General features: G+C 65.9%; 12 protein-coding genes. 1 reads left to right on the top strand and 11 read right to left on the bottom strand.

The window, feature by feature from the left end:
• Positions 1–165: 165 nt before the first annotated feature.
• The 5 genes from adk to Q8Q83_RS20195 form a co-directional block, all read right to left on the bottom strand.
• Entirely contained in the window at positions 166–813 is a 648-nt protein-coding gene (adk, locus tag Q8Q83_RS06750) for an adenylate kinase (RefSeq protein WP_305622256.1), read from the bottom strand.
• A 250-nt stretch (positions 814–1,063) separates the two neighbouring features.
• The gene (ppc, locus tag Q8Q83_RS06755; protein WP_305622258.1) at positions 1,064–3,700 is read right to left on the bottom strand and encodes a phosphoenolpyruvate carboxylase; all 2,637 of its coding nucleotides are present in this window, start codon (positions 3,698–3,700) and stop codon (positions 1,064–1,066) included.
• A 352-nt stretch (positions 3,701–4,052) separates the two neighbouring features.
• Complete coding sequence (locus Q8Q83_RS06760) at positions 4,053–7,778, bottom strand: EAL domain-containing protein (RefSeq protein WP_305622260.1); 3,726 nt, start codon at positions 7,776–7,778, stop codon at positions 4,053–4,055.
• A gap of 1 nt (position 7,779) precedes the next feature.
• Complete coding sequence (locus tag Q8Q83_RS06765; protein ID WP_305622262.1) at positions 7,780–8,589, bottom strand: response regulator; 810 nt, start codon at positions 8,587–8,589, stop codon at positions 7,780–7,782.
• A gap of 2 nt (positions 8,590–8,591) precedes the next feature.
• Positions 8,592–13,550 (bottom strand): PAS domain S-box protein, encoded by a 4,959-nt coding sequence (locus Q8Q83_RS20195; RefSeq protein ID WP_371132375.1) that lies wholly within the window; start codon positions 13,548–13,550, stop codon positions 8,592–8,594.
• A 389-nt stretch (positions 13,551–13,939) separates the two neighbouring features.
• Here Q8Q83_RS20195 and Q8Q83_RS06785 point away from each other — a divergent pair, with 389 nt between their 5' ends.
• Positions 13,940–14,284 carry a pilin assembly protein gene (locus Q8Q83_RS06785; RefSeq protein WP_305622263.1) on the top strand — a complete coding sequence of 115 codons (345 nt, stop codon included), beginning with the start codon at positions 13,940–13,942 and terminating at the stop codon, positions 14,282–14,284.
• A 12-nt stretch (positions 14,285–14,296) separates the two neighbouring features.
• Here Q8Q83_RS06785 and Q8Q83_RS06790 read toward each other — a convergent pair whose 3' ends face one another.
• The 6 genes from Q8Q83_RS06790 to lysS form a co-directional block, all read right to left on the bottom strand.
• On the bottom strand, positions 14,297–14,620 hold the full coding sequence (locus Q8Q83_RS06790) for a hypothetical protein (protein ID WP_305622265.1): 324 nt from the start codon (positions 14,618–14,620) through the stop codon (positions 14,297–14,299).
• 130 nt (positions 14,621–14,750) lie between these two features.
• Positions 14,751–15,497, bottom strand: coding sequence for a TIGR00266 family protein (locus tag Q8Q83_RS06795; RefSeq protein ID WP_305622267.1), 747 nt, complete (start codon positions 15,495–15,497; stop codon positions 14,751–14,753).
• Positions 15,498–15,669: 172 nt separating this feature from the next.
• Positions 15,670–16,965, bottom strand: coding sequence for a flavohemoglobin expression-modulating QEGLA motif protein (locus Q8Q83_RS06800; protein WP_305622269.1), 1,296 nt, complete (start codon positions 16,963–16,965; stop codon positions 15,670–15,672).
• Positions 16,966–16,982: 17 nt separating this feature from the next.
• Positions 16,983–17,534, bottom strand: coding sequence for a hypothetical protein (locus tag Q8Q83_RS06805; protein WP_305622271.1), 552 nt, complete (start codon positions 17,532–17,534; stop codon positions 16,983–16,985).
• Between the two features lie 31 nt (positions 17,535–17,565).
• The gene (locus Q8Q83_RS06810; protein WP_305622275.1) at positions 17,566–18,243 is read right to left on the bottom strand and encodes a TetR/AcrR family transcriptional regulator; all 678 of its coding nucleotides are present in this window, start codon (positions 18,241–18,243) and stop codon (positions 17,566–17,568) included.
• 145 nt (positions 18,244–18,388) lie between these two features.
• Positions 18,389–19,361 (bottom strand): lysine--tRNA ligase (gene lysS / locus Q8Q83_RS06815; protein ID WP_305622272.1); only part of this gene is annotated, 973 nt, incomplete at its 5' end.

A 19,361-nucleotide genomic window follows, 5' to 3' on the forward strand; every position in this document is an offset into this window, starting at 1 on the left:
CTAAAGTCTACGACCACCTCACAATGGTCTAGACCAGGAACCGATGCTAGCTTAGGCGAACGAGGTTACTGTTCTGTGAACGACGCTCAGCGGCTCCAACGCGCCAACCGCAGAAACGACAACGGCCCGCATATAGCGGGCCGTTGAATCACTGCAAACAGCGGTTTAGCTGAGCGCAGCCAACACCTTGGCAGTAATCTCGTCCACCGAACCGACGCCGGCAATGGCGCTGTATTTCGGCGTGCCGTTGGCGGCGGCCAGCTGCTGGTAGAAATTCACCAGCGGCTTGGTTTGCGAGTGGTAAACCGACAGGCGATGGCGCACGGTTGCTTCCTTGTCGTCTTCGCGCTGGATCAGCTCTTCACCGGTTTCGTCGTCAATACCTGCGACTTGTGGCGGGTTGTGTTCGGTGTGGTACACGCGGCCCGAGGCCGGGTGCACACGACGACCGGCGATACGACCGACGATTTCTTCGTCGTCGACGGCGATTTCCACCACGTGGTCGATGCTCACGCCAGCCTGCTTGAGGGCTTCGGCCTGAGGAATGGTGCGCGGGAAGCCATCGAAGAGGAAGCCATTGGCGCAATCGGCCTGGGTGATGCGCTCTTTAACCAGGTTGATGATCAGGTCATCGGAAACCAGGCCGCCGCTGTCCATCACGCTCTTGGCGATCAGGCCGAGCTCGGTGCCCGCCTTGACCGCGGCACGCAGCATGTCGCCGGTGGAGATTTGCGGAATACCAAATTTCTTGGTGATGAAACCAGCTTGGGTACCTTTACCGGCACCTGGCGCCCCCAGCAAAATCACGCGCATCGATGTGCTCCTCAAATTTAAGTAAAAATCGTCGGACTCGCCTCGTGGGGCCAATCTCAGAATGGTTCAGGCAAGCGGTCCCGCAGGGGGTGCCCGGAATGCCAAAGGCCGCTCAAGATACACAGCGCACCACCAGCGCACAAGCCACCGAAAGTCTGATACGCCTGCGACCAACGGAGGGCTAAAGAGCCCTGCAAAGGCCTGCAAACGCGCCGCCGCGGCGGTGCTGCCAAGCCCCTGCGCAAGCCGGCTAGCCGGTATTGCGCAGCCCCGCGGCAATTCCCGCCACGCTGACCAGCAAGGCCTGTTCCAGAGGGCTGTCGGCCTGGTTTTCGCGCTGCCGGGAGCGCGCCAGCAACTCGGCCTGGAGCAGGTGCAGGGGGTCCAGGTAGGTGTTGCGCACCGTGATCGAGTCCAGTGTCTCGGGGCTGTGCGCGAGCAACCTAGACTGCCCGGTCAGGCCCAGTACCGTGGCCACCGCCTGCGACAATAAGCCGCGTAAATGTGCACCCAAAGGTCGCAGTTCGGCATCGACAAGACGCTCATCGTAGAGCCGGGCGATGGCGTCATCGGCCTTGGCCAGGACCATCTCCAGCATATCGATGCGGGTGCGGAAGAACGGCCAGTGTTCGCGCATCTGCCCCAGCAGTTCGCCTTCGCCGCGCTGCAGGGCGTTGCCCAGGGCGGCCTCCCAGCCCAGCCAGGCCGGCAGCATCAGGCGGGTCTGGGTCCAGGCGAAGATCCAGGGAATGGCGCGCAGGCTCTCCACCCCGCCCTCGCGGCGCTTGGCCGGGCGGCTGCCCAGGGGCAAACGGCCGAGTTCCTGCTCAGGAGTAGCCTGGCGGAAGTAGGCGACGAATTGCGGATGCTCGCGCACCACGGCGCGGTAGGCGCCGACGCCATCGCGGGCCAGCCGGTCCATCAGCGCGCGCCAGGCCGGCTCGGGATTGGGCGGCGGCAGTAAGGTGGCTTCCAGCACGGCGGCCAGATAGAGGTTGAGGTTCTGCTCGGCGATATCCGGCAAGCCGAACTTGAAGCGGATCATCTCGCCCTGCTCGGTGGTGCGGAAGCGCCCCGCCACCGAGCCCGGCGGCTGCGAGAGGATGGCCGCATGGGCCGGACCGCCGCCGCGGCCGACCGTGCCGCCACGGCCGTGGAACAGCAGCAGCTCGACCTCATGCTCACGGCACACCTGCACCAGGGTCTCCTGGGCGCGGTACTGGGCCCAGGCCGCGGCGGTGGTGCCGGCGTCCTTGGCCGAATCCGAGTAGCCGATCATCACCTCCTGGGGGCCGTGCAAACGGGCGCGATAGCCATGCAGGCCGAGCAGGCGGCTGATTACCGGGCCGGCGTTATCCAGATCGGCCAGGGTCTCGAACAACGGCACCACGCGCATCGGCCGTTGCAGGCCGGCTTCCTTCAGCAGCAGCTGCACCGCCAGCACATCGGAGGCGGCGCCGGCCATGGAGATCACATAGGAGCCCAGGGACGCCTCCGGCGCGGCGGCCACTTCGCGGCAGGTGGCCAGCACCTCCGCGGTTTCGCCGCTGGGCATGAAGTGCGCCGGCAGCAACGGCCGGCGGTTTTCCAGCTCGCCTAGCAGGAACTGCACCCGCGCCTCCTCATCCCACTCGGCATAGCGGCCCAGGCCCAGGTAATCGGTGATCTCGCTCATGGCCGCGGCGTGGCGGCTGGAGTCCTGGCGCACATCCAGGCGCAGCAGGAACAGGCCGAAGGTCGCCGCGCGGCGCAGGCAATCGAGCAAGGGGCCTTCGGCTATCACGCCCATGCCGCAGTCATGCAGCGACTGGTAGCACAGGGTCAGGGGGTCCAGCAGCTCGCGGTTGTCCTGCAGCACCGCCGCCGGCGGGTCCAGGCGTTCGTGCAGGGCGGCCTCGGCCCAACTGCGGGTGGCGCGCAGGCGTTCGCGCAGCTGCTTGAGCAGGCAGCGATAGGGTTCTGGATGCACCCCCACCTGCACCCGCAATTCATCGCTGGCCTGCTGCATGGACAGCTCGGCGGCCAGCTGGTCGATATCGCGCAGGTACAGGTCGGCGGCCATCCAGCGCGCCAGCAGCAAGACCTCGCGGGTCACCGCGGCGGTGACATTGGGGTTGCCGTCACGGTCGCCGCCCATCCAGGAGGCGAAACGGATCGGCGCGGCGTCCAGCGCCAGGTGCAGGCCGGTGGCGGCCTGCAGCGCCTGATCGGCCTTGCGCAGCACATTCGGCAGGGCCTGCCAGAGCGAATGCTCGATCACCGCGAAGCCCCATTTGGCCTCGTCCACCGGGCTGGGCCGGCTGCGGCGGATCTCCTCGGTGTGCCAGGCCTCGGCGATCAGCCGCTGCAGGCGCTGACGCACCTGCTCACGCTCGGCACTGGACAGGTCGTTGTGATCGCCGGCCGCCAACTGCGCGGCTATGGCATCGTATTTCTGGATCAGGGTACGGCGCGCCACTTCGGTGGGGTGGGCGGTCAGCACCAGCTCGATATCCAGGCGGCCGAACTGCCGCGCCAGGGCCTCGCCGCCCTGGCCATTGGCCAACAGGCGCTGCAGCAGCTCGGCCAGCACGCCGGACTCGAAGGGCTCGGGTTCGGCGGGCCCGCGGCGGCGCACGCGGTGGTATTGCTCGGCGATATTGGCCAGGTTGAGAAACTGGTTGAAGGCGCGGGCCACCGGCAGCAGCTCGTCGTCGGCCAACTGCTTGAGGGTCGCGCTGAGCTGTTCGGCACCGGCGGCCGAACCACGGCGCGCACCCTTGGCGCCCTTGCGAATGCGTTCGATCTTGTCGAGAAAGGCCGCGCCGCGCTGGCCGCTGATGGTGTGACCCAGCAGCTCACCGAGCCGATGCACATCCTCGCGCAAGCGCGCGTCGATTTCCGCCATGCCGATCTCTCCACTGAGGTTCGAGTTAAGGTCCTGCCCACAAGTTAGCAGTTTGTCGGCGCGGCCTGGGCCGATCCTACAAAAGCCAGGCGGCGCGGTCATGCCCTGCACTGAAGCCACATAAAGGGCATTTTTTGTGGTCCGAATAAAGTCCGGGAACTCTAGCCTCTGCCCAGCCGCTCCCGGATTGCATCCGGGCCACGCTCTGGGTTACGCGGCGCTCGGAAGGTGTGTCGCCTGTACCTCGGTGACATGCGCCGCTAACCCAGCCTACGAGGTTGCTGCGCTTGCCTGCTAACCACTGCCTTGTTTCACGCAAATCCGTGAAGAACCTTTATTTAGGCGCGCCGGCTCAAGGGGCGCTCGAGCGGTAGCGCAGGAAGGCGTCGCGGATATGCTCGCGCAGCAACTCGTCTTCCCAGGGCTTGGTGAGGAACTTGAAGATGGCGCCGCGGTTGACCGCCTCGATCACCACATTCAGGTCGGTGTAGCCGGACAGCACCATGCGGATGGTGTCCGGGTGCAGGGACTTGACCCGGTCCAGCAGCTCGGTGCCGCTCATGCCCGGCAGGCGCTGGTCGCAGATGACCACCTGGACCCGGTGCAGCGCCAACAGCTCGAGCGCCTCCTCGGCACCGGCGGCGGTCAGCACCCGGTAGCCGTCCGGGCGCAGGGCGCGGATCAGCGCGTTCTGCACCCCCGGCTCGTCGTCGATCACCAACACAGTGCGCTCCTCTTGCTCGGCGGCGCTTCGCGGCGGCAGGCGCTTGGTCGAGCGCAGCATGGCGGCGAACTCCGCTGCCGGCACCGGCGGGCTGAAATAGTAGCCCTGGATCTCGTCGCAGCCGCTGGCGCGCAGGTAATTGAGCTGGCCCTCGGTCTCCACCCCTTCGGCCACCACGCGCAGGTTGAGGCGCTGGGCCATGCCGATCACGGCGATGGCGATGGCGGCGTCGCCCGGGTTATGGGTGATGTCGGTGACGAAGGAACGGTCGATCTTCACCACGTCGAAGGGGAAGCGCTTGAGGTAGGCCAGCGACGAGTAGCCGGTGCCGAAGTCGTCCAGCGCCAGGCGCAGGCCGAGCCCGCGAAAGGCGTGCAGCAGCCTGGCCGCCTCGTCCGGGTCCTGCATCACCACGCTCTCCGTCAGCTCCAACTCCAGGTAGTTGGCCAGCGCGGGGTCCGCCTCCAGCAACTCGCGCAGCAGCGGCAGCACCTCGCCCTTGTGGAACTGCACGGCGGACAGGTTGACCGCCACCGGCACCGTGTCCAGCTGCTCGGCGAGCCAGGCGGTTTGCTGGGCGCAGGCGTTGCGCAGCACCCATGCGCCGATCGGCACTATCAGCCCGGTCTGTTCCGCCAGGGGAATAAACTGGCCGGGGCCCACCAAGCCCTGCTGCGGGTGCTGCCAGCGGATCAGCGCCTCGGCGCCGGCGATCCGGCCGCTGCGCAGGCTGACCCGCGGCTGGTAATAGAGCACGAACTGCTCGGCCTCCAGGGCCGTGTGCAACTCGCTCTCCAGCACCAGTTTCTCGGCGATGCGGGCATTGATCTCCGGTGCGTAGTACAGGTAGCGCTCGCCCGTGGCCTGGGCTTGCTTGAGCGCGGCCTCGGCGCGGGTGAACAGGGTCTCGGCGTCCTGCCCGTCAGCCGGATACAGGGCGATGCCGGCCTTGGCGGCGAGATGCACCTCGCCGCCGTTGAGCGCCAGCGGCGCCTCCAGCGGGGCGAAGATGCGCTTGCGCAGGATGCTGGTGGCGTCGGTGCCCAGGGGCAGGCCGGCGACCGCCACGGCGAAGGTATCCGCCGTCACCCGCGCCAGCACGCAGGGCTGCTCCAGCGCCGCGCCCAGGCGCTCGCCGACCGTGCGCAGCAGCGCGTCGCCGACGTGCCGGCCGAGGCTATCGTTGAGCTGTTTGAAGCGGTCCAGGTCGAGCAGGATCACCGCCACCCCGCCCCGCTCGTGGCGGGCGCTGTGCAGGAACTGCTCCAGACGGTCCTGGAACAGCGCGCGGTTGGGCAGCCCGGTCAGGGCGTCGTAGTAGGCCAGGTACTGCAGGCGCTCCTCGCGCTCTATATATTGCAGGGCGAAGGAGATGTCGCCGGCCAGCTCCTTGAGCAGGTGCATTTCCTCCTCGTCGAAGTAGCCGGCCTCCCTGGCATAGAGCAGCAGCACCCCGACCGGTGCGCCGTCCACCAGCAGCGGTAGCGCGGCCACCGAGCGGTAAGCGCCGGCCTGCACCTCCTGATGCAGCAGCCCGAGGTCCTGGATCAGGTCCAAGTCATGCAGGACCTGCGCCTGCACTGGGATGCCAGCGGCGGACAGGCTCGCGCCGAGACGCAGGCCGCCGAGCGCCTCGGCTTCGATACCGTGGCCGGCCACCGGCTGCACGGCCAGGGTGACCTTATCCAGCAGGCCGATCCAGGCCAGGCCGAAGCCGCCGTGCTCCACCGCGATGCGGCAGGCCTCGTCGAACAGCGCCTGGCGCTCATGCAGGCGCACTATGGCCGAGTTGATGCCCGACAGCATGGCCTGGATGCGGCTCAGGCGGGCGATCTTGGCCTGCTGCTGCTTGCGCTCGGTGATGTCCTCGGCGATCCCGGCGACTCGGTAGAGTTGGCCGGCCGCATTGAGGATCGGGAAGCCGCGTACCCAGATCCAGCGAATCGCGCCGTCCGGGCGGGCGATGCGGTATTCGTCGTCGAACTGCCCCACGCTGTCGCGTTTCTGCAGAATTTCCTCTAGCCGCCCACGGTCCTCGGGGATTATGGCGTCGGCCCACGCCATGGGGGTCGCGTACACGCTTTCCAGGCTGCGCCCCCAGATGTCCTCGTAGGCCGGGCTGACGTACAGCTGCTGCCCGCTGGCCGGATCAACCAGGAAGAACACCTCGCGGATGTTTTCCGCCAGTTGCCGAAAGTGCTGCTCGCTCTCGCGCAGCTGCGCTTCGGCCTGCTGCCGCTCGACGGCTTCGTGCTCCAACTGCCCGGCGTGCTGGCGCACGTCGTCGTACAGCGCCAGGTTCTCGTAGGCCAGCGCCAGCTGGGCGGCCAGGGTCGTCGAGATGCGTTCGTCCTCGGCAGAGAAAGCGTCTGCGCCGAGCTTGTCGGCTACATAGACCCAGCCGTGCACGCGCATCGAGGATTTGACCGGGACGGCCAGCAGTTCCTGCACCGGCGGATGCCCCGCCGGCAGCCCCAACGCGGGGTCGCCACCCTTGCCGAGCTGCGGCCGCCCGGTGGCCAGGACCCGGCCCAGGATGCCGGTGGGTGCGGACAACCCGGCGAAGGCCGCCTGTACGGATTCGGGTAGGCCGCGGGTGGCCACCAGTCGCACTCGGCCCTCAACATCCGCCAGACCGACAGCGGCATATTTGGCGCTGAGGATGTCCTGGGCGGCGCGCACGAACAGCTCCAGCAGGCGCGGCACGTCCCGCTCCGAGGCCAGCTCCAGCCCCAGCTCGATCAGGGTGGTCAGGCGCAACCCCAGCGACTGGGCCGCGGTGAGCGACGTGGTGAGGCGCTCCGACAGTTGGCTCAGCTCGCCCTGCTCGCCGAGCAGCGACAGCCCCTCCTCCAGGATGCGCTGCAGTTGCTGCTGCAGCAGCGCCAGGTCCTGCAGGTAGTCCGGTGTATTGTCACGAGCCTGGGCCGCGGGCGACCCCGGCGCCTGCTCCGGCGGCGTGGCTAGCTGGGCGGCGGTGGGCGGCGGCAGGCCGAGCGCGGCGTTGACCGCCGCCAGTATTTCCTGCGGTTCCGCGGGTTTGGCCAGTACCGCGGTGACGCCGCAGGTCAGGCCCAGCTCGCGCGCTTCGCGCACCCGGTAGGTCGCGGTATAGAAGATCACCGGCAGCGCGGCCGTGCGCTCGTCGCCGCGCAGGCGGTGGGCGAGCTCGATGCCGTCCATGGTCGGCATCAGCAGGTCGGAAATCACCAGATCCGGGTGCTGCGCGCGCACCACCGCGAGCGCCTCGGCACCATCGGCCGCCTCCAGCAGCACGTGGCCGTAGTAGCCGAGCAGGGTGACCAGGTACTCCCGGTTCAGCGGCCGGTCGTCCACCACCAGGATAGTCGCCACCTCAGGCCTCCTTGGTCGCCAGGCAAGCCGCGACCTCGGCGAGCCACTGCTGCGGGTCGACCGGCCGTTGCAGGAAGGCGGTCGCGCCTTGTGCGAGGGCGCGCTGGCGGTCGCGTTCGCCCCAGAGCGAGGCGGAGACCATCAGGAACGGCGTCCCGGCCAGGCGTGGATTGCCGCGTACGGCAGTCAGCAGGGCCAGGCCATCGGCATCCGGCATATGCAGATCGGAGACGATCAGGTCCACCGCCTCGCCCGCCAGCACAGTCAGCGCCTGGTCCACGCTCAGCGCCAGCGTCACCCGGTAGCCGGAGGGTTCCAACGAGGCCTTCGCCAGCTCGCGGTTGGTCGGCGAGTCATCCACCACCAGCACATGCACCCCGCCGACGCGGGCAGGCGCGGGCGCATCGGTGACCGCCGCGATTTCCGGCGCGCCGGCCGAGCGCATATGCACGGCCAGGAAGGCATCCACTTCGGCCACGAAGGTCTTGGGTTCGATAGGTTTGGCGATATAGCCGTCGAAGCCGGCGGCCAGCACCTTGTCGCGATCGCCGACCATGGCCAGCGCGGTCACCTCCACCAGGGGCAGCCTGCACAAGGCGGGATGCGCCTTCAGCCGCTTGGCCACTGCGTAGCCGTCCAGCCTGGGCAGGTGAATGTCGCACACGATCAAATCCACGCCGCCGGCCTCGGCCAGCGCCAGCCCGGCCTCGCCGTCGTCGGCGGTGAGCGTTTGATGGCCGAAGGCGTGCAGCAGATAGGTCATCAGTTCCAGGTTGGCGGGGTTGTCTTCGATCACCAGCAGGCGCGCCATGGCTATCTCTCGCTCAGGGTCAGGGTGAAGGTGCTGCCCTTGCCGAACTCGCTGCGAAAGCTGACACGCCCACCGATCAGGTCGGACAGCTTCTGCGACAGATGCAAGCCCAGCCCGGTGCCCTCGTAGCGCCGGGTGCTGGAGGAGTCCAGCTGGGTAAAGGCCTGGAACAGCTTGGCCTGGTCCTCGTCGCGGATGCCGACGCCGCTGTCGGCTACCTGGATCTCGACATAGCCCTGGCCGTTGGCGCGCCGCCGCGTGAGGCTGATGCAGACCTGGCCCTGCTCGCTGTACTTGATGGCGTTGTTGGTCAGGTTGATCACTATCTGGCTGAGGGCGCGGCGGTCGGTCAGCAGCGCGATGTCGGCCGCCGGCATGTTCAGTTCGAAGGCCAGGCCCTTGTTTTCCGCCAGCGGCCGCAGCGAGCTGGCGACCTCCTCGATCACGCTCTGGCAGGAGATGCGCTGCAGATTGATCTCGACCTTGCCGGACTCGATCTTGGCCAGATCCAGCAGGTCGTTGATCAGGGAGAGCAGGTGCTTGGCGCTGGACTGAATGGTGGAGAGCTGCCTGTCCTGGTCGCCGGTCAGCGGCCCCGGCAGCTTCATCAGCAGCGTGCCGGTGAAGCCGATGATGGCATTGAGCGGGGTGCGCAACTCATGCGACATGCTGGCCAGGAAGCGGTCCTTGGCCAGGCTGGCGTTCTCCAGCTCGAGGTTCTTCTCCTGCAGCGTCTGCTCGAAGCGCTTGCGCTCGGTCACGTCGCGGGCGGCGGCGAACACGCCCTGCAGCTTGCCGTCGCGATCGTTGAAGGTGGTGGCGTTGTAGGACACCACGGTCTCCTTGCCGTCCTTGGCGCGCGCGGTCAGTTCGTAGTTGGTCACCTTGCCCTCGCGCAACACCAGGCGGATGCCCTCTTCGGCGCGCGCCGGGTCGGTGAAGTAGTTCTTGAAGGCGGTGCCGATCAACTCGTCGCGGTTGTTGCCGGTGAGCGCCGCCATCTGCTGATTGATGTCGGTGATGATGCCCAGCGAGTCGGTGGTCATCAGCGCGTCGATGTTCGACTCGATCAGCGAGCGCGAATAGAACTGCTGGTCGCGCAGCTGCTGCTCCAGCTGCTTCTGCCCGGAGATGTCGCGGGCGGCGGCGAGGATGCCCAGCGCCAAGCCGGCGGCGTCGGTGAACACCCCGGCGTTGAAGCTCACCGCGATGCGCCGGCCCTGGCGGGTGATCAGCACCAGTTCGTAGCCGAGCACCCGGCCCTCGCTGAGGGTCTGCTGCACACCTAAGCGCGCCTGCTCGGGCTCGGTGAAGTATTCGGGGAAGGGCGAGTTCACCAGGTGCTTGCGCGAGTAGCCGGTGACCCGCGTGGCTTCCTCGTTGACGTCTGTGACTATGCCGTCCGGCGCGATGGCGAACAGCGCGTCGGCCGAGGCTTCGATCAGCGAGCGGTTGTAGGCCTGCTGCTCGGCCAGCTGGGTCTGCAGGCGCGCCTGCTCGGAGATGTCCCGGGCGCTGGCGAAGATGCCCTGCATGCGGCCGTCGGCGCCGCGAAACACCGAGGCGTTGAACGACACCGTGGCCTTGCGCCCGGCCTTGTGCCGTAGCACCAGCTCGTAGTTGGTGACCACCCCTTCGGCCAAGGTGCGTTTGACCCCGCTGTCCGCCCGCTCCGGCTCGGTGAAGTACTGCTTGAACGGCGAGCCGATCAGTTCTTCGCGGGCGTAGCCGGCCATGCGGCACATCTGTTCGTTGACGTCGGTGATAAAGCCTTCCGGGTCGACCGTGATCAGGCCGTCCACCGAGGATTCGATCAGGCCGCGCAGGTAGGTCTGCTGCTCGCGCAGCTGTTCTTCCAGGCGCACCCGGTCGGTGATGTCGCGGGCGCTGGCGAAGATGCCGCGCACCTCGCCGGCCGCGTCGCGAAACACCGAGGCGTTGAACGACACCTGCAGCAGCCGGCGGGTGCGCGACACCAGGGTCAGCGCGTACTCGGTGACCACCTCCTTGTCGAAGGTCTCCTTGACCCCGTCGCGCGCCCGCTGCGGCTCGGTGAAGTAGTCGGCGAAGGGCGTGCCGATCAGCTCGCCGCGCTTATAGCCGGTCATCTGGCACATGCGGTCGTTGACGTCGGTGATGGTGCCGGAGGGGTCGACCGTGATCAGGCCGTCCACCGAGGACTCGATCAGGCCGCGCAGGTAGGTCTGCTGCTCGCGCAGTTGCTGTTCCAGGGTCTTCTGATCGGTGATCACCCGGGCGGCGGCGAACACCCCCTGCAGCTTGCCCTCGCGGTCGTTGAAGGTGGTGGCGTTGTACGACACCACCGTCTGCTTGCCGTCCTTGGCGCGGGCGGTCAGCTCGTAGTTGGTCACCCTGTCCTCGCGCAGCACCAGCTTGATGCCCTCCTCGGCGCGCTGCGGGTCGGTGAAATAGGTCTTGAACGGGCTGCCGATCAGCTCCTCGCGCGTGCAACCGGTGAGCGCGGCCATCTGCTGGTTGATGTCGGTGATGATGCCCAGCGGGTCGGTGGTCATCAGCGCGTCGATGTTCGATTCGATCAGCGAGCGGGTGTAGAACTGCGACACCTGCAGCTGCGCTTCCAGCTGCTTCTGCGCGGTGATGTCGCGCGCGCTGGCGAAGATGCCGCGCACGCTGCCGGCGGAGTCCTTGAACACCGCGGCATTGAACGACACCGGCAGCTGGCTGGCGTCGGCGGCTTGCAGCGTCAGCACGTAGTTGGTGACCGCGCCCTCCTTGAAGGTCAGCCGCACGCCTTCGGCGGCGCGTTCGCGCTCGCTGAAGTAGCTTGGGAAGGAGGAGCCGACCAACTGGCTGCGCTGGCGACCGAGCATGCGGCACAGGGTGTCGTTGACGTCGGTGATGTTCATCGACTCGTCCACCGTCACCAGGCCGTCCACCGACGCCTCGATCAGCCCGCGGTTGTAGGCGCGCTCCTCGGCCAGCTGCCCTTGCAGCCGGGCCTGCTCGGTGATGTCGCGGGCGCTGGCGAAGATGCCGCGCACCGCATTGGACTGGTCCTTGAAGATGGCCGCGTTGAACGACACCAGGCGTTCGCGGCCGTCTTCGGTGCGCAGGGTCAGCTCGTAGTTGGTGACCGCGCCCTCGTCCAGGGTCAGGCGCACGCCGTCGGCGGCGCGCTTGCTGTCGAGGAAGTACTGCGGGAAGGGCGAGCCGACCAGCTGCTCGCGGCTGAAGCCGGCCATCCGGCACATGGTTTCGTTGACGTCGGTGATGTTCAGCAGCGGGTCGACGGTGATCAGGCCGTCCAGCGAGGCCTCGATCAGGCCGCGGTTGTAGGTGCGTTCGTCGGCCAGCTGGGCCTGCAGCCTGGCCTGGTCGGTGATGTCGCGGGCGCTGGCGAAGATGCCGCGCACTTGGCCTGCCGGGTCGCGGAACACCGAGGCGTTGAACGATACGCCCAGCTGGCGGCCGTCGCGGGTGGCCAGGGTCAGCACGTAGTCGGTGACCACGCCGCGCTCGAAGGTCTCGCGCACGCCGGCGTCGGCCCGCTCGGCATCGCCGAAGTAGTCGGCGAACAGGGTGCCGATCAACTCTTCACGCGAATAGCCGCTCATCTGGCACATTCGCGCGTTGACGTCGCTGATGGTGCCGGAGGGGTCGACGGTGATCAGGCCGTCCACCGAGGCCTCGATCAGGCCGCGGTTGTACGCCTCGGAGTCGCGCAGTTGCTGTTCCAGGCGCTTCTGGTCGGTGATGTCGCGGGCGGCGGCGAACACGCCCTGCAACTTGCCGTCGGCGTCGTGGAAGGTCGAGGCGTTGTACGACACCAGCGTCTCGCGGCCGGCCCGGCTGCGCGCGGTGAGTTCGTAGTTGGTCACCTTGCCTTCGCGCAGCACCGCCTTGATGCCTTCCTCGGCGCGCTTGGGCTCGGTGAAATAGTTCTTGAACGGCGAGCCGATCAGCTCGTCGCGGGCGAAGCCGGTCAGCGCTTCCATCTGCTTGTTGACGTCGGAGATGATGCCCAGCGGGTCGGTGGTCATCAGCGCGTCGATATTCGATTCGATCAGCGAACGGGTGTAGAGCTGGGTGGCCTTGAGTTGCTCGGTGAGGCGGATCTCGTCGGAAATGTCCTTGGAGATCAGCAAATAGCCTATGGGTTTGGCGGAGGCATCGAGGCGCGGGGTGATCACCACGCGGGCGGTGAAGCGCTCGCCGTTCTTGCGCAGGCGCTGGATGGTGCCTTCCCACTTGCCCTCTGCCAGCGCGGAGGCGAGGATTTCGCCGGGCCGGCCGGCGTCGACGTCTTCGGGCACATGCAGGATCGAGGAATTGGCCTTGCCCACCACCTCGTCCGGCTCGTAGCCGTACAGGCGGCGCGCGCCCTCGTTCCACAGCAGTATGGTGCCGTCCAGGCTCTTGCCGATCACCGAGTACTCGGTCGAGGCCTGCAGGATGCTGGTGATGAAGTCCACCGCGCTGGCGGCGTCGCCGACTATGGTGGAGTCGAACAGCTTGGCCGAGGTCAGCGAGCGGGTGTAGAGCTGGGTGGCGCGGGCTTCCTCGGCCAGCCGCAGCTCGTCGGTCAGGTCCTTGGAGATCAGCAGGTAGCCGATCGGCTGGCCGGCGGCGTCGTGGCGCGGGGTGATCACCACCCGCGCGGTGAAGCGCTCGCCGTTCTTGCGCTGGCGCAGGATGGTGCCTTCCCACTTGCCGTCCCGCAGCGCCGCGGCGAGTATCTCGCTGTTGCGGCCGGACGCCACGTCTTCCGGCACGTGCAGGATCGCGGCGTTGGCCGTGCCGACCACCTCGTCGGGCGCGTAGCCGTAGATCCGCCGCGCCCCTTCGTTCCACAGCTGAATGGTGCCGTCCAGGTCCTTGCCGATGATCGAATATTCGGTGGAGGCCTGCAGGATGTTGCTGATGAAATCGACCGCGTTTTCGGGGGCGCTGACGATGCGGCTGTCGAAGAGTTGGGTCATCCCTAACCTCACGGGTGTGATGAGTGCGGCTTCCAGGCGCTTCGGCACCCGCAAGGAGGTTCCGTCGATCCCCCAGGACGGGCCACTCGGCGTATTCCTCTTGCTAACCCTAGTTGCTGGCGGACCCCCGCGCTAGTCGCTGGTCAGCTCTAGGTCGGGCAAGGCGGGCTTGTGCGCCAATGACTGGCCGAGCGCTGCGTCAGCTAGTATTGCTAGTAGCAGCCGTGGCTTTTATCGAGCCGATGCGGCTGTCGGCGGCGCAGTCGATAAGCGGGGCAAACCTCGCCGTTGCGCGACGCCGCCCCAAAGGACTAATCCGCCTGGCCGCTAGGCTGTGCCTGGCGGTTTAATAGCCGCCCACCACGAATGGGCGAAGGATGAGGTGGTTTATGAAGATTCGCGAATTGATTCGCCACTGGGAACAGAACGCCAAGGGCAGCCTGACCCGCAGCCCCTACCAGATCCATCTGGATCTGGAATCCGCCGCGCGCCTGGCGACGCTGCAGGAGATGTACCCCAAGCGCCATATCGAAGAGTTGCTCGGCGAACTGCTGGGCGCGGCCCTGGAGGAACTGGAAGCCAGCCTCCCCTATGTCAAGGGCAGTCAGGTGGTGGCCACCGACGAGCAGGGCGATCCGCTCTATGAAGACATAGGCCTGACCCCGCGTTTTCTGGCGCTATCGCGCAAGCACCTGGAGCTATTGAACCAGCAGCAGGACAGTAGCGAGCATTGATACGCGCTTCGCCTACTCTGCCGCGGGGGCCGCGGGGCCTTCGGTGCAGTGCACGGCCTGTTTGCGCGGGTCCACCAGCACGCCGCTGAGGCCCTTCTGCTCCAGGTCGAACAGCACCAGCACGCCATCGATGCACTGCGCCACCTGGCTGGCCGGCTTCAGCGCGACCTTGTAGTCCTCGCCGGGCACTGTCTTGAGCATGGTGAACTCGGACAGCAGCAAGGCGTCCTCGGGCTGGGCGACATGCAGGTAGCCGTAGTAGCCGAGCAGCGCCACGGTGGCGCAGACGCTGCCGATAGCGGTAAGGATCAGGGGGATGGGGTTCAATTCGCTCATTAGCAAGTCTCAAGATTAAACAGGTCAGCCGCAGCGCCAAAGCCGCTCAAGCAATGCCTGGGGGCCAAGGGCGCCAGGCGGCGCAGCTTGCTACAAACGCCCGATCTTGCAAAGGCCCGGGTCGCAACCCTCACTTGCCGCCGGCCCGCACTTCCTCGCGGGCCTTGAAGGTGGCCTCGTAGATGCGCTCGGCCAGGCGCGAGAACGGCAGGCTCTGCACCCACACGGTGCCGGTGCCTGTGAGGGTGGCCAGCAGAATGCCCTCGCCACCGAACAGCATGCTTTTCAGCCCGCCGGCCAGGGCGATGTCGTAATCGATGCCGCTGGTAAAGGCCACCAGGCAACCGGTGTCCAGGCGCAGGGTCTCGTTGTTCAGTTCCTTGCGGATCACGGTGCCGCCGGCATGCACGAAGGCCAGGCCATCGCCTTCGAGCTTCTGCAGGATAAAGCCCTCGCCGCCGAAGAAGCCGGCGCCCAGGCGCTTGTTGAAGCTGATGCCGACCGCCGTGCCATAGGCCGCGCAGAGAAAGGCATCCTTCTGGCAGATCAGGCTGCCGCCATGCTCGGCCAGCTGGATCGGCACCACGGTACCCGGATAAGGCGCGGCAAAGGCCACTCGCGCCTGGGTTTGGCCGGCGTTGGAGAAGTGCGTCATAAACAGCGATTCGCCGGTGAGCATGCGCTTGCCGACGCTCCACAGCTTGCCCAGCACCCCGCTGGCCGCGCCATCGCCCATGCGCGTCTCGAAGCGCACGCCCTCGGTCATATAATTCATCACCCCGGCCTCGGCGATCACAGTCGCGCCGGGTTCGAGTATGACTTCCACACTCTGCGCCGACGCACCGAGAATTTCGTAAGCGAGTGGATGGCTGGGCATATAGGGCTCCTGGCAGCTCGGGGCAAGCTCCCCGGATTTTATCCGGGCTACGCGAGGCGATGCCGGCTGTTGGGCTTCGCCGCTGCGCGGCTCAACCCAGCCTACGGACTCTCAGCCCAACCCACGGACCTCAGGTAGGTTGGGCTGAGCTCGGCGAAGCCCAACGAAAGGATCACAGAATATTGGAGTAATCGGCTTCGATGCGATCGAGGCTTAAATGGTTGAGGAAGTTGGAGAAGCACATCCAGGCCGCCAAGGAGTTCAGGTCGCTGAACTGCGGCGGCAGGTACTTGGGTGGCGTCACCAGGCCTTCGTCCACCAGCTGGCGCAAGGTGCGCATATCTTCCAGGGTGGTCTTGCCGCAGAACAGCAGGGGAATCTGCTCCAGCTTGCCTTTGCGCACGGCCAACTGGATGTAGTTGTAGACCATGATGAAACCTTTCAGATAGGACAGGTCCTTGGTGAAAGGCAGGCCGCCCGGGGTTGAGCCGCGGAACACCCGGTTGGCGTTGCTGTAGCTGTCTTCCTGGCTGAAGCCCTGCTCGCGGTAGAAGTCGAACACCTGCAAGAAGTCCGCGCCCTCCTCGGCCATATGGATGGCGCGGGTGCGGTTGGTCAGCTTGCGCAGACGGGTCGGGTAGGAGGCGAAGGCGATCACCTCCATCAAAATCGCCAGGCCTTCCTGGGTCACGGTGGAGGATGGCGGCCCCTTGGACAGGAAGGTGCACACCGGCTGATTCAGGCCATTGAGGGTGGTGGCCACATGCACCAGGCCTTCGTGGACTTCCAGGGCTTTCACATCGCGCTCGTTGAACATGGCATCGGCGCGGATCTTGATGTAATCGGCGCCGGCCGCCGCATCGGCGAGAATGCCGTCGGACTCGAACACCCGGATGGTGCTCTCTTCCTCGCCGAACACCTTGTTCAGGCGGCGCTGCAACAGGTCGACCGCCTCCTTGGCATTCAGGGTCTTGGGCTCGTCTTTGAGGTCGCCCCGGCTGTCGATGTTATTCAGGAAGTCGGAAAACATCAGGCCCAGATCGGCCAGAGTCGGGTCACCGGCATGGAAGGCATCGGAGGCGGCGCCGTAGAGTTCCTGGGAAATCAGGCCGAACTCCTCGGTACCGCGGGCTTCGAGCATGCGGATGACCATGCGGTATTCGCGGCACATGCGCCGCATGATCTGCCCGACCGGGTTGAACTGGCCGAGCTGGCGGGTGATATCGCGCTCGATATTCTGGAATTCCAGCTTCTTGGCCGGGGCATCGAAGGCCAGCGGGCGATTGTCGTAGTAGGCGCGGTCGACCGCCGGCAGCCTCTTGCCTTTGTGCTTGAGAAACTCGCTGCGAATCCCCTCATCCCACTTCACCGCATCCAGCACGCGGATCGGCGTTTGCGCCTCGACTATGCGGTCGGACAACACCCGCACGATCAACTGATAGTCGTCCAACCCTGTATGACTGTTCATGCTGGCCCCATGCCCGGCTAGTCGCCCACACGCTGATAGCGCGCGACTTCGATAAATACATCCGAATTGGCCTGATCGTCGAGGTAGGTGAACACCTTATCCAGCGGGCTGGTGATCAGCACGCCATCGTCCTGGCCACTGGCGACGACCTCGCCTTGCAAAGCGCCCTGCTCCAGCTCCTGGAGGATGCGATCGACATCCAGGTTGTAGATCACCAACTCGTTGTCCGTGGTCAGCTCAAAGCCAGCGATGGCGAAATTCGCCCCCTTGCTCTTCGGCAAGCCCGCCGACAAATACCAGCGCCGACCGTGATGAGCCACGGTAAAGCCGTACTCTTCGAGGCTGTCGAGGTTGTCCAGGCTGTCGACATAGGCCCGAGCCTTGTAGACATTGGAGCCTGCGCGGGTGATCAGCAGATATAGCTGCTCGCCCCACTCGTTCTTGCGCGACCACTCGCCAAGCAAGGGAATGGGGGCGGGCTCGTTGGCGGGAATCGGGTCCTTGAAGGTGACCAGACAACCACTGAGCAACAGGAAGGACACGGCAAGTAGCGCGCGCCAGGCGTTCATTCAGCTCTCCTTGTGAACGGGTTAGCCGGGGTCAGAGCCCCAGCACCAGGTGCATATAACGTTTAAGAATGGCCAACATACCCTCGCTGTCCAGATGGTCGACACCATCGAGCAGGCCCTGATACTCCATGCGCAGAATAATCGCCGTCAATAGCTTGGCATCCTGCTCGGGCTGTTGCGAGCCCAACACCTCGAAGAAATGCGTGACGCCCTGCAGCAGTATCTGCCGATGGGCGCGCATCAGTTCATGCAGCCGCGGGTTGAGCAAGGCCTCCTGCTGGAAGGCCTGCTCGGCCAGCAGATGTTCGCGACGGGTGAGCAACTGCTGGCGCACATACTCCACCGCCAGGCGGGCGATTTCACCCGCCAGGCGCCGACGCGCCTCGGCACTGCCATCGAGCTGGCTGACCTGTTGCTGCAACAGGCCCTGGGTACTGCTCCAGAAATGCGCCATATAGGCGGCGCTGCGCTCGACGAACTGGGCAAAGGTATCGGTGATCAGGTCGTCGATATCCTTGAAGTAATAGGTAGTGGCCGACAGCGGCACCCCCGCCTCGGCCGCCACCGCGCGGTGGCGCACGGCGCGCACGCCGTCGCGCACTATGACGCGCATGGCCGCATCGAGAATCGCCTGACGGCGCTGCTCACTGCCCTGGCGGCTGGCCTTGCGCCCCTGGTACTGAACACTTTCGGCGACGGCATGGGCCATATGGGTGGCGCTTTCTGGGGCGGGCTTGGCAGTCACAGCAAGAGCTTCCTCTCGGTTTATTGCGCGTTTATTAACTTAGGCAGTAAAACGCCAAAACTATTCCTTGCAGGCAATAAAAAGCCGCCCGAAGGCGGCTTTATCGACATCAGGCCTGCGGGCGCATATGCGGGAAGAGGATCACGTCGCGGATCGACGGCGCATTGGTCAGCAACATCACCAGGCGGTCGATGCCGATGCCTTCACCGGCGGTCGGCGGCATGCCGTATTCCAGGGCGCGAACGAAGTCGGCGTCATAGTGCATGGCCTCGTCGTCACCGGCGTCCTTGTCGGCCACCTGGGCCATAAAGCGCTCGGCCTGGTCCTCCGCGTCGTTCAACTCGGAGTAGGCGTTGGCGATTTCGCGGCCGCCGATGAACAGTTCAAAACGGTCGGTGACGCTTGGGTTGTCGTCGTTACGACGGGCCAGCGGCGACACTTCGAACGGGTACTGAGTGATGAAGTGCGGCTGCTCCAGCTTGTGCTCGACCAGTTCTTCGAAAATCATCACCTGCAACTTGCCCAGACCTTCGAAGCCCAGCACCTTGGCGCCGGCCTTCTTGGCGATGGCGCGAGCCTTCTCGATGTCCGTCAGGTCGTCAGCGGTCAGCTCGGGGTTGTACTTGAGGATCGAGTCGAACACCGACAGACGCACGAACGGTTCGCCGAAATGGAACACCTTGTCGCCGTAGGGCACGTCGGTGCTGCCCAGTACCAGCTGCGCCAACTCACGGAACAGCTCTTCGGTGAGGTCCATGTTGTCTTCGTAGTCGGCATACGCCTGGTAGAACTCGAGCATGGTGAACTCGGGGTTGTGCCGAGTCGAGACGCCTTCGTTGCGGAAGTTGCGGTTGATCTCGAACACTTTCTCAAAGCCACCGACCACCAGGCGCTTGAGGTACAGCTCCGGGGCGATGCGCAAGAACATTTCCATGTCCAGGGCATTGTGGTGGGTTTCGAACGGCTTGGCCGCGGCGCCGCCGGGAATGGTCTGCAGCATCGGCGTCTCGACTTCGAGGAAGTCACGCTTGGCCAGGAAGCTGCGGATATGGGCGATGACCTGGGAGCGCACGCGGAAGGTA

This window comes from Pseudomonas sp. (assembly GCF_030696055.1).
GTDB lineage: Bacteria > Pseudomonadota > Gammaproteobacteria > Pseudomonadales > Pseudomonadaceae > Aquipseudomonas.

What these genes read in the sequence shown, in the direction of transcription:
- adk (WP_305622256.1), bottom strand. Translation starts at nt 813, where the DNA reads ATGCGCGTGATTTTGCTGGGGGCGCCAGGTGCCGGTAAAGGTACCCAA.
- Q8Q83_RS06765 (WP_305622262.1), bottom strand. Translation starts at nt 8,589, where the DNA reads ATGGCGCGCCTGCTGGTGATCGAAGACAACCCCGCCAACCTGGAACTG.
- Q8Q83_RS06805 (WP_305622271.1), bottom strand. Translation starts at nt 17,534, where the DNA reads ATGAACGCCTGGCGCGCGCTACTTGCCGTGTCCTTCCTGTTGCTCAGT.
- Q8Q83_RS06785 (WP_305622263.1), top strand. Translation starts at nt 13,940, where the DNA reads ATGAAGATTCGCGAATTGATTCGCCACTGGGAACAGAACGCCAAGGGC.
- Q8Q83_RS06790 (WP_305622265.1), bottom strand. Translation starts at nt 14,620, where the DNA reads ATGAGCGAATTGAACCCCATCCCCCTGATCCTTACCGCTATCGGCAGC.
- ppc (WP_305622258.1), bottom strand. Translation starts at nt 3,700, where the DNA reads ATGGCGGAAATCGACGCGCGCTTGCGCGAGGATGTGCATCGGCTCGGT.
- Q8Q83_RS06800 (WP_305622269.1), bottom strand. Translation starts at nt 16,965, where the DNA reads ATGAACAGTCATACAGGGTTGGACGACTATCAGTTGATCGTGCGGGTG.
- Q8Q83_RS06810 (WP_305622275.1), bottom strand. Translation starts at nt 18,243, where the DNA reads ATGGCCCATGCCGTCGCCGAAAGTGTTCAGTACCAGGGGCGCAAGGCC.
- Q8Q83_RS06795 (WP_305622267.1), bottom strand. Translation starts at nt 15,497, where the DNA reads ATGCCCAGCCATCCACTCGCTTACGAAATTCTCGGTGCGTCGGCGCAG.
- Q8Q83_RS20195 (WP_371132375.1), bottom strand. Translation starts at nt 13,550, where the DNA reads ATGACCCAACTCTTCGACAGCCGCATCGTCAGCGCCCCCGAAAACGCG.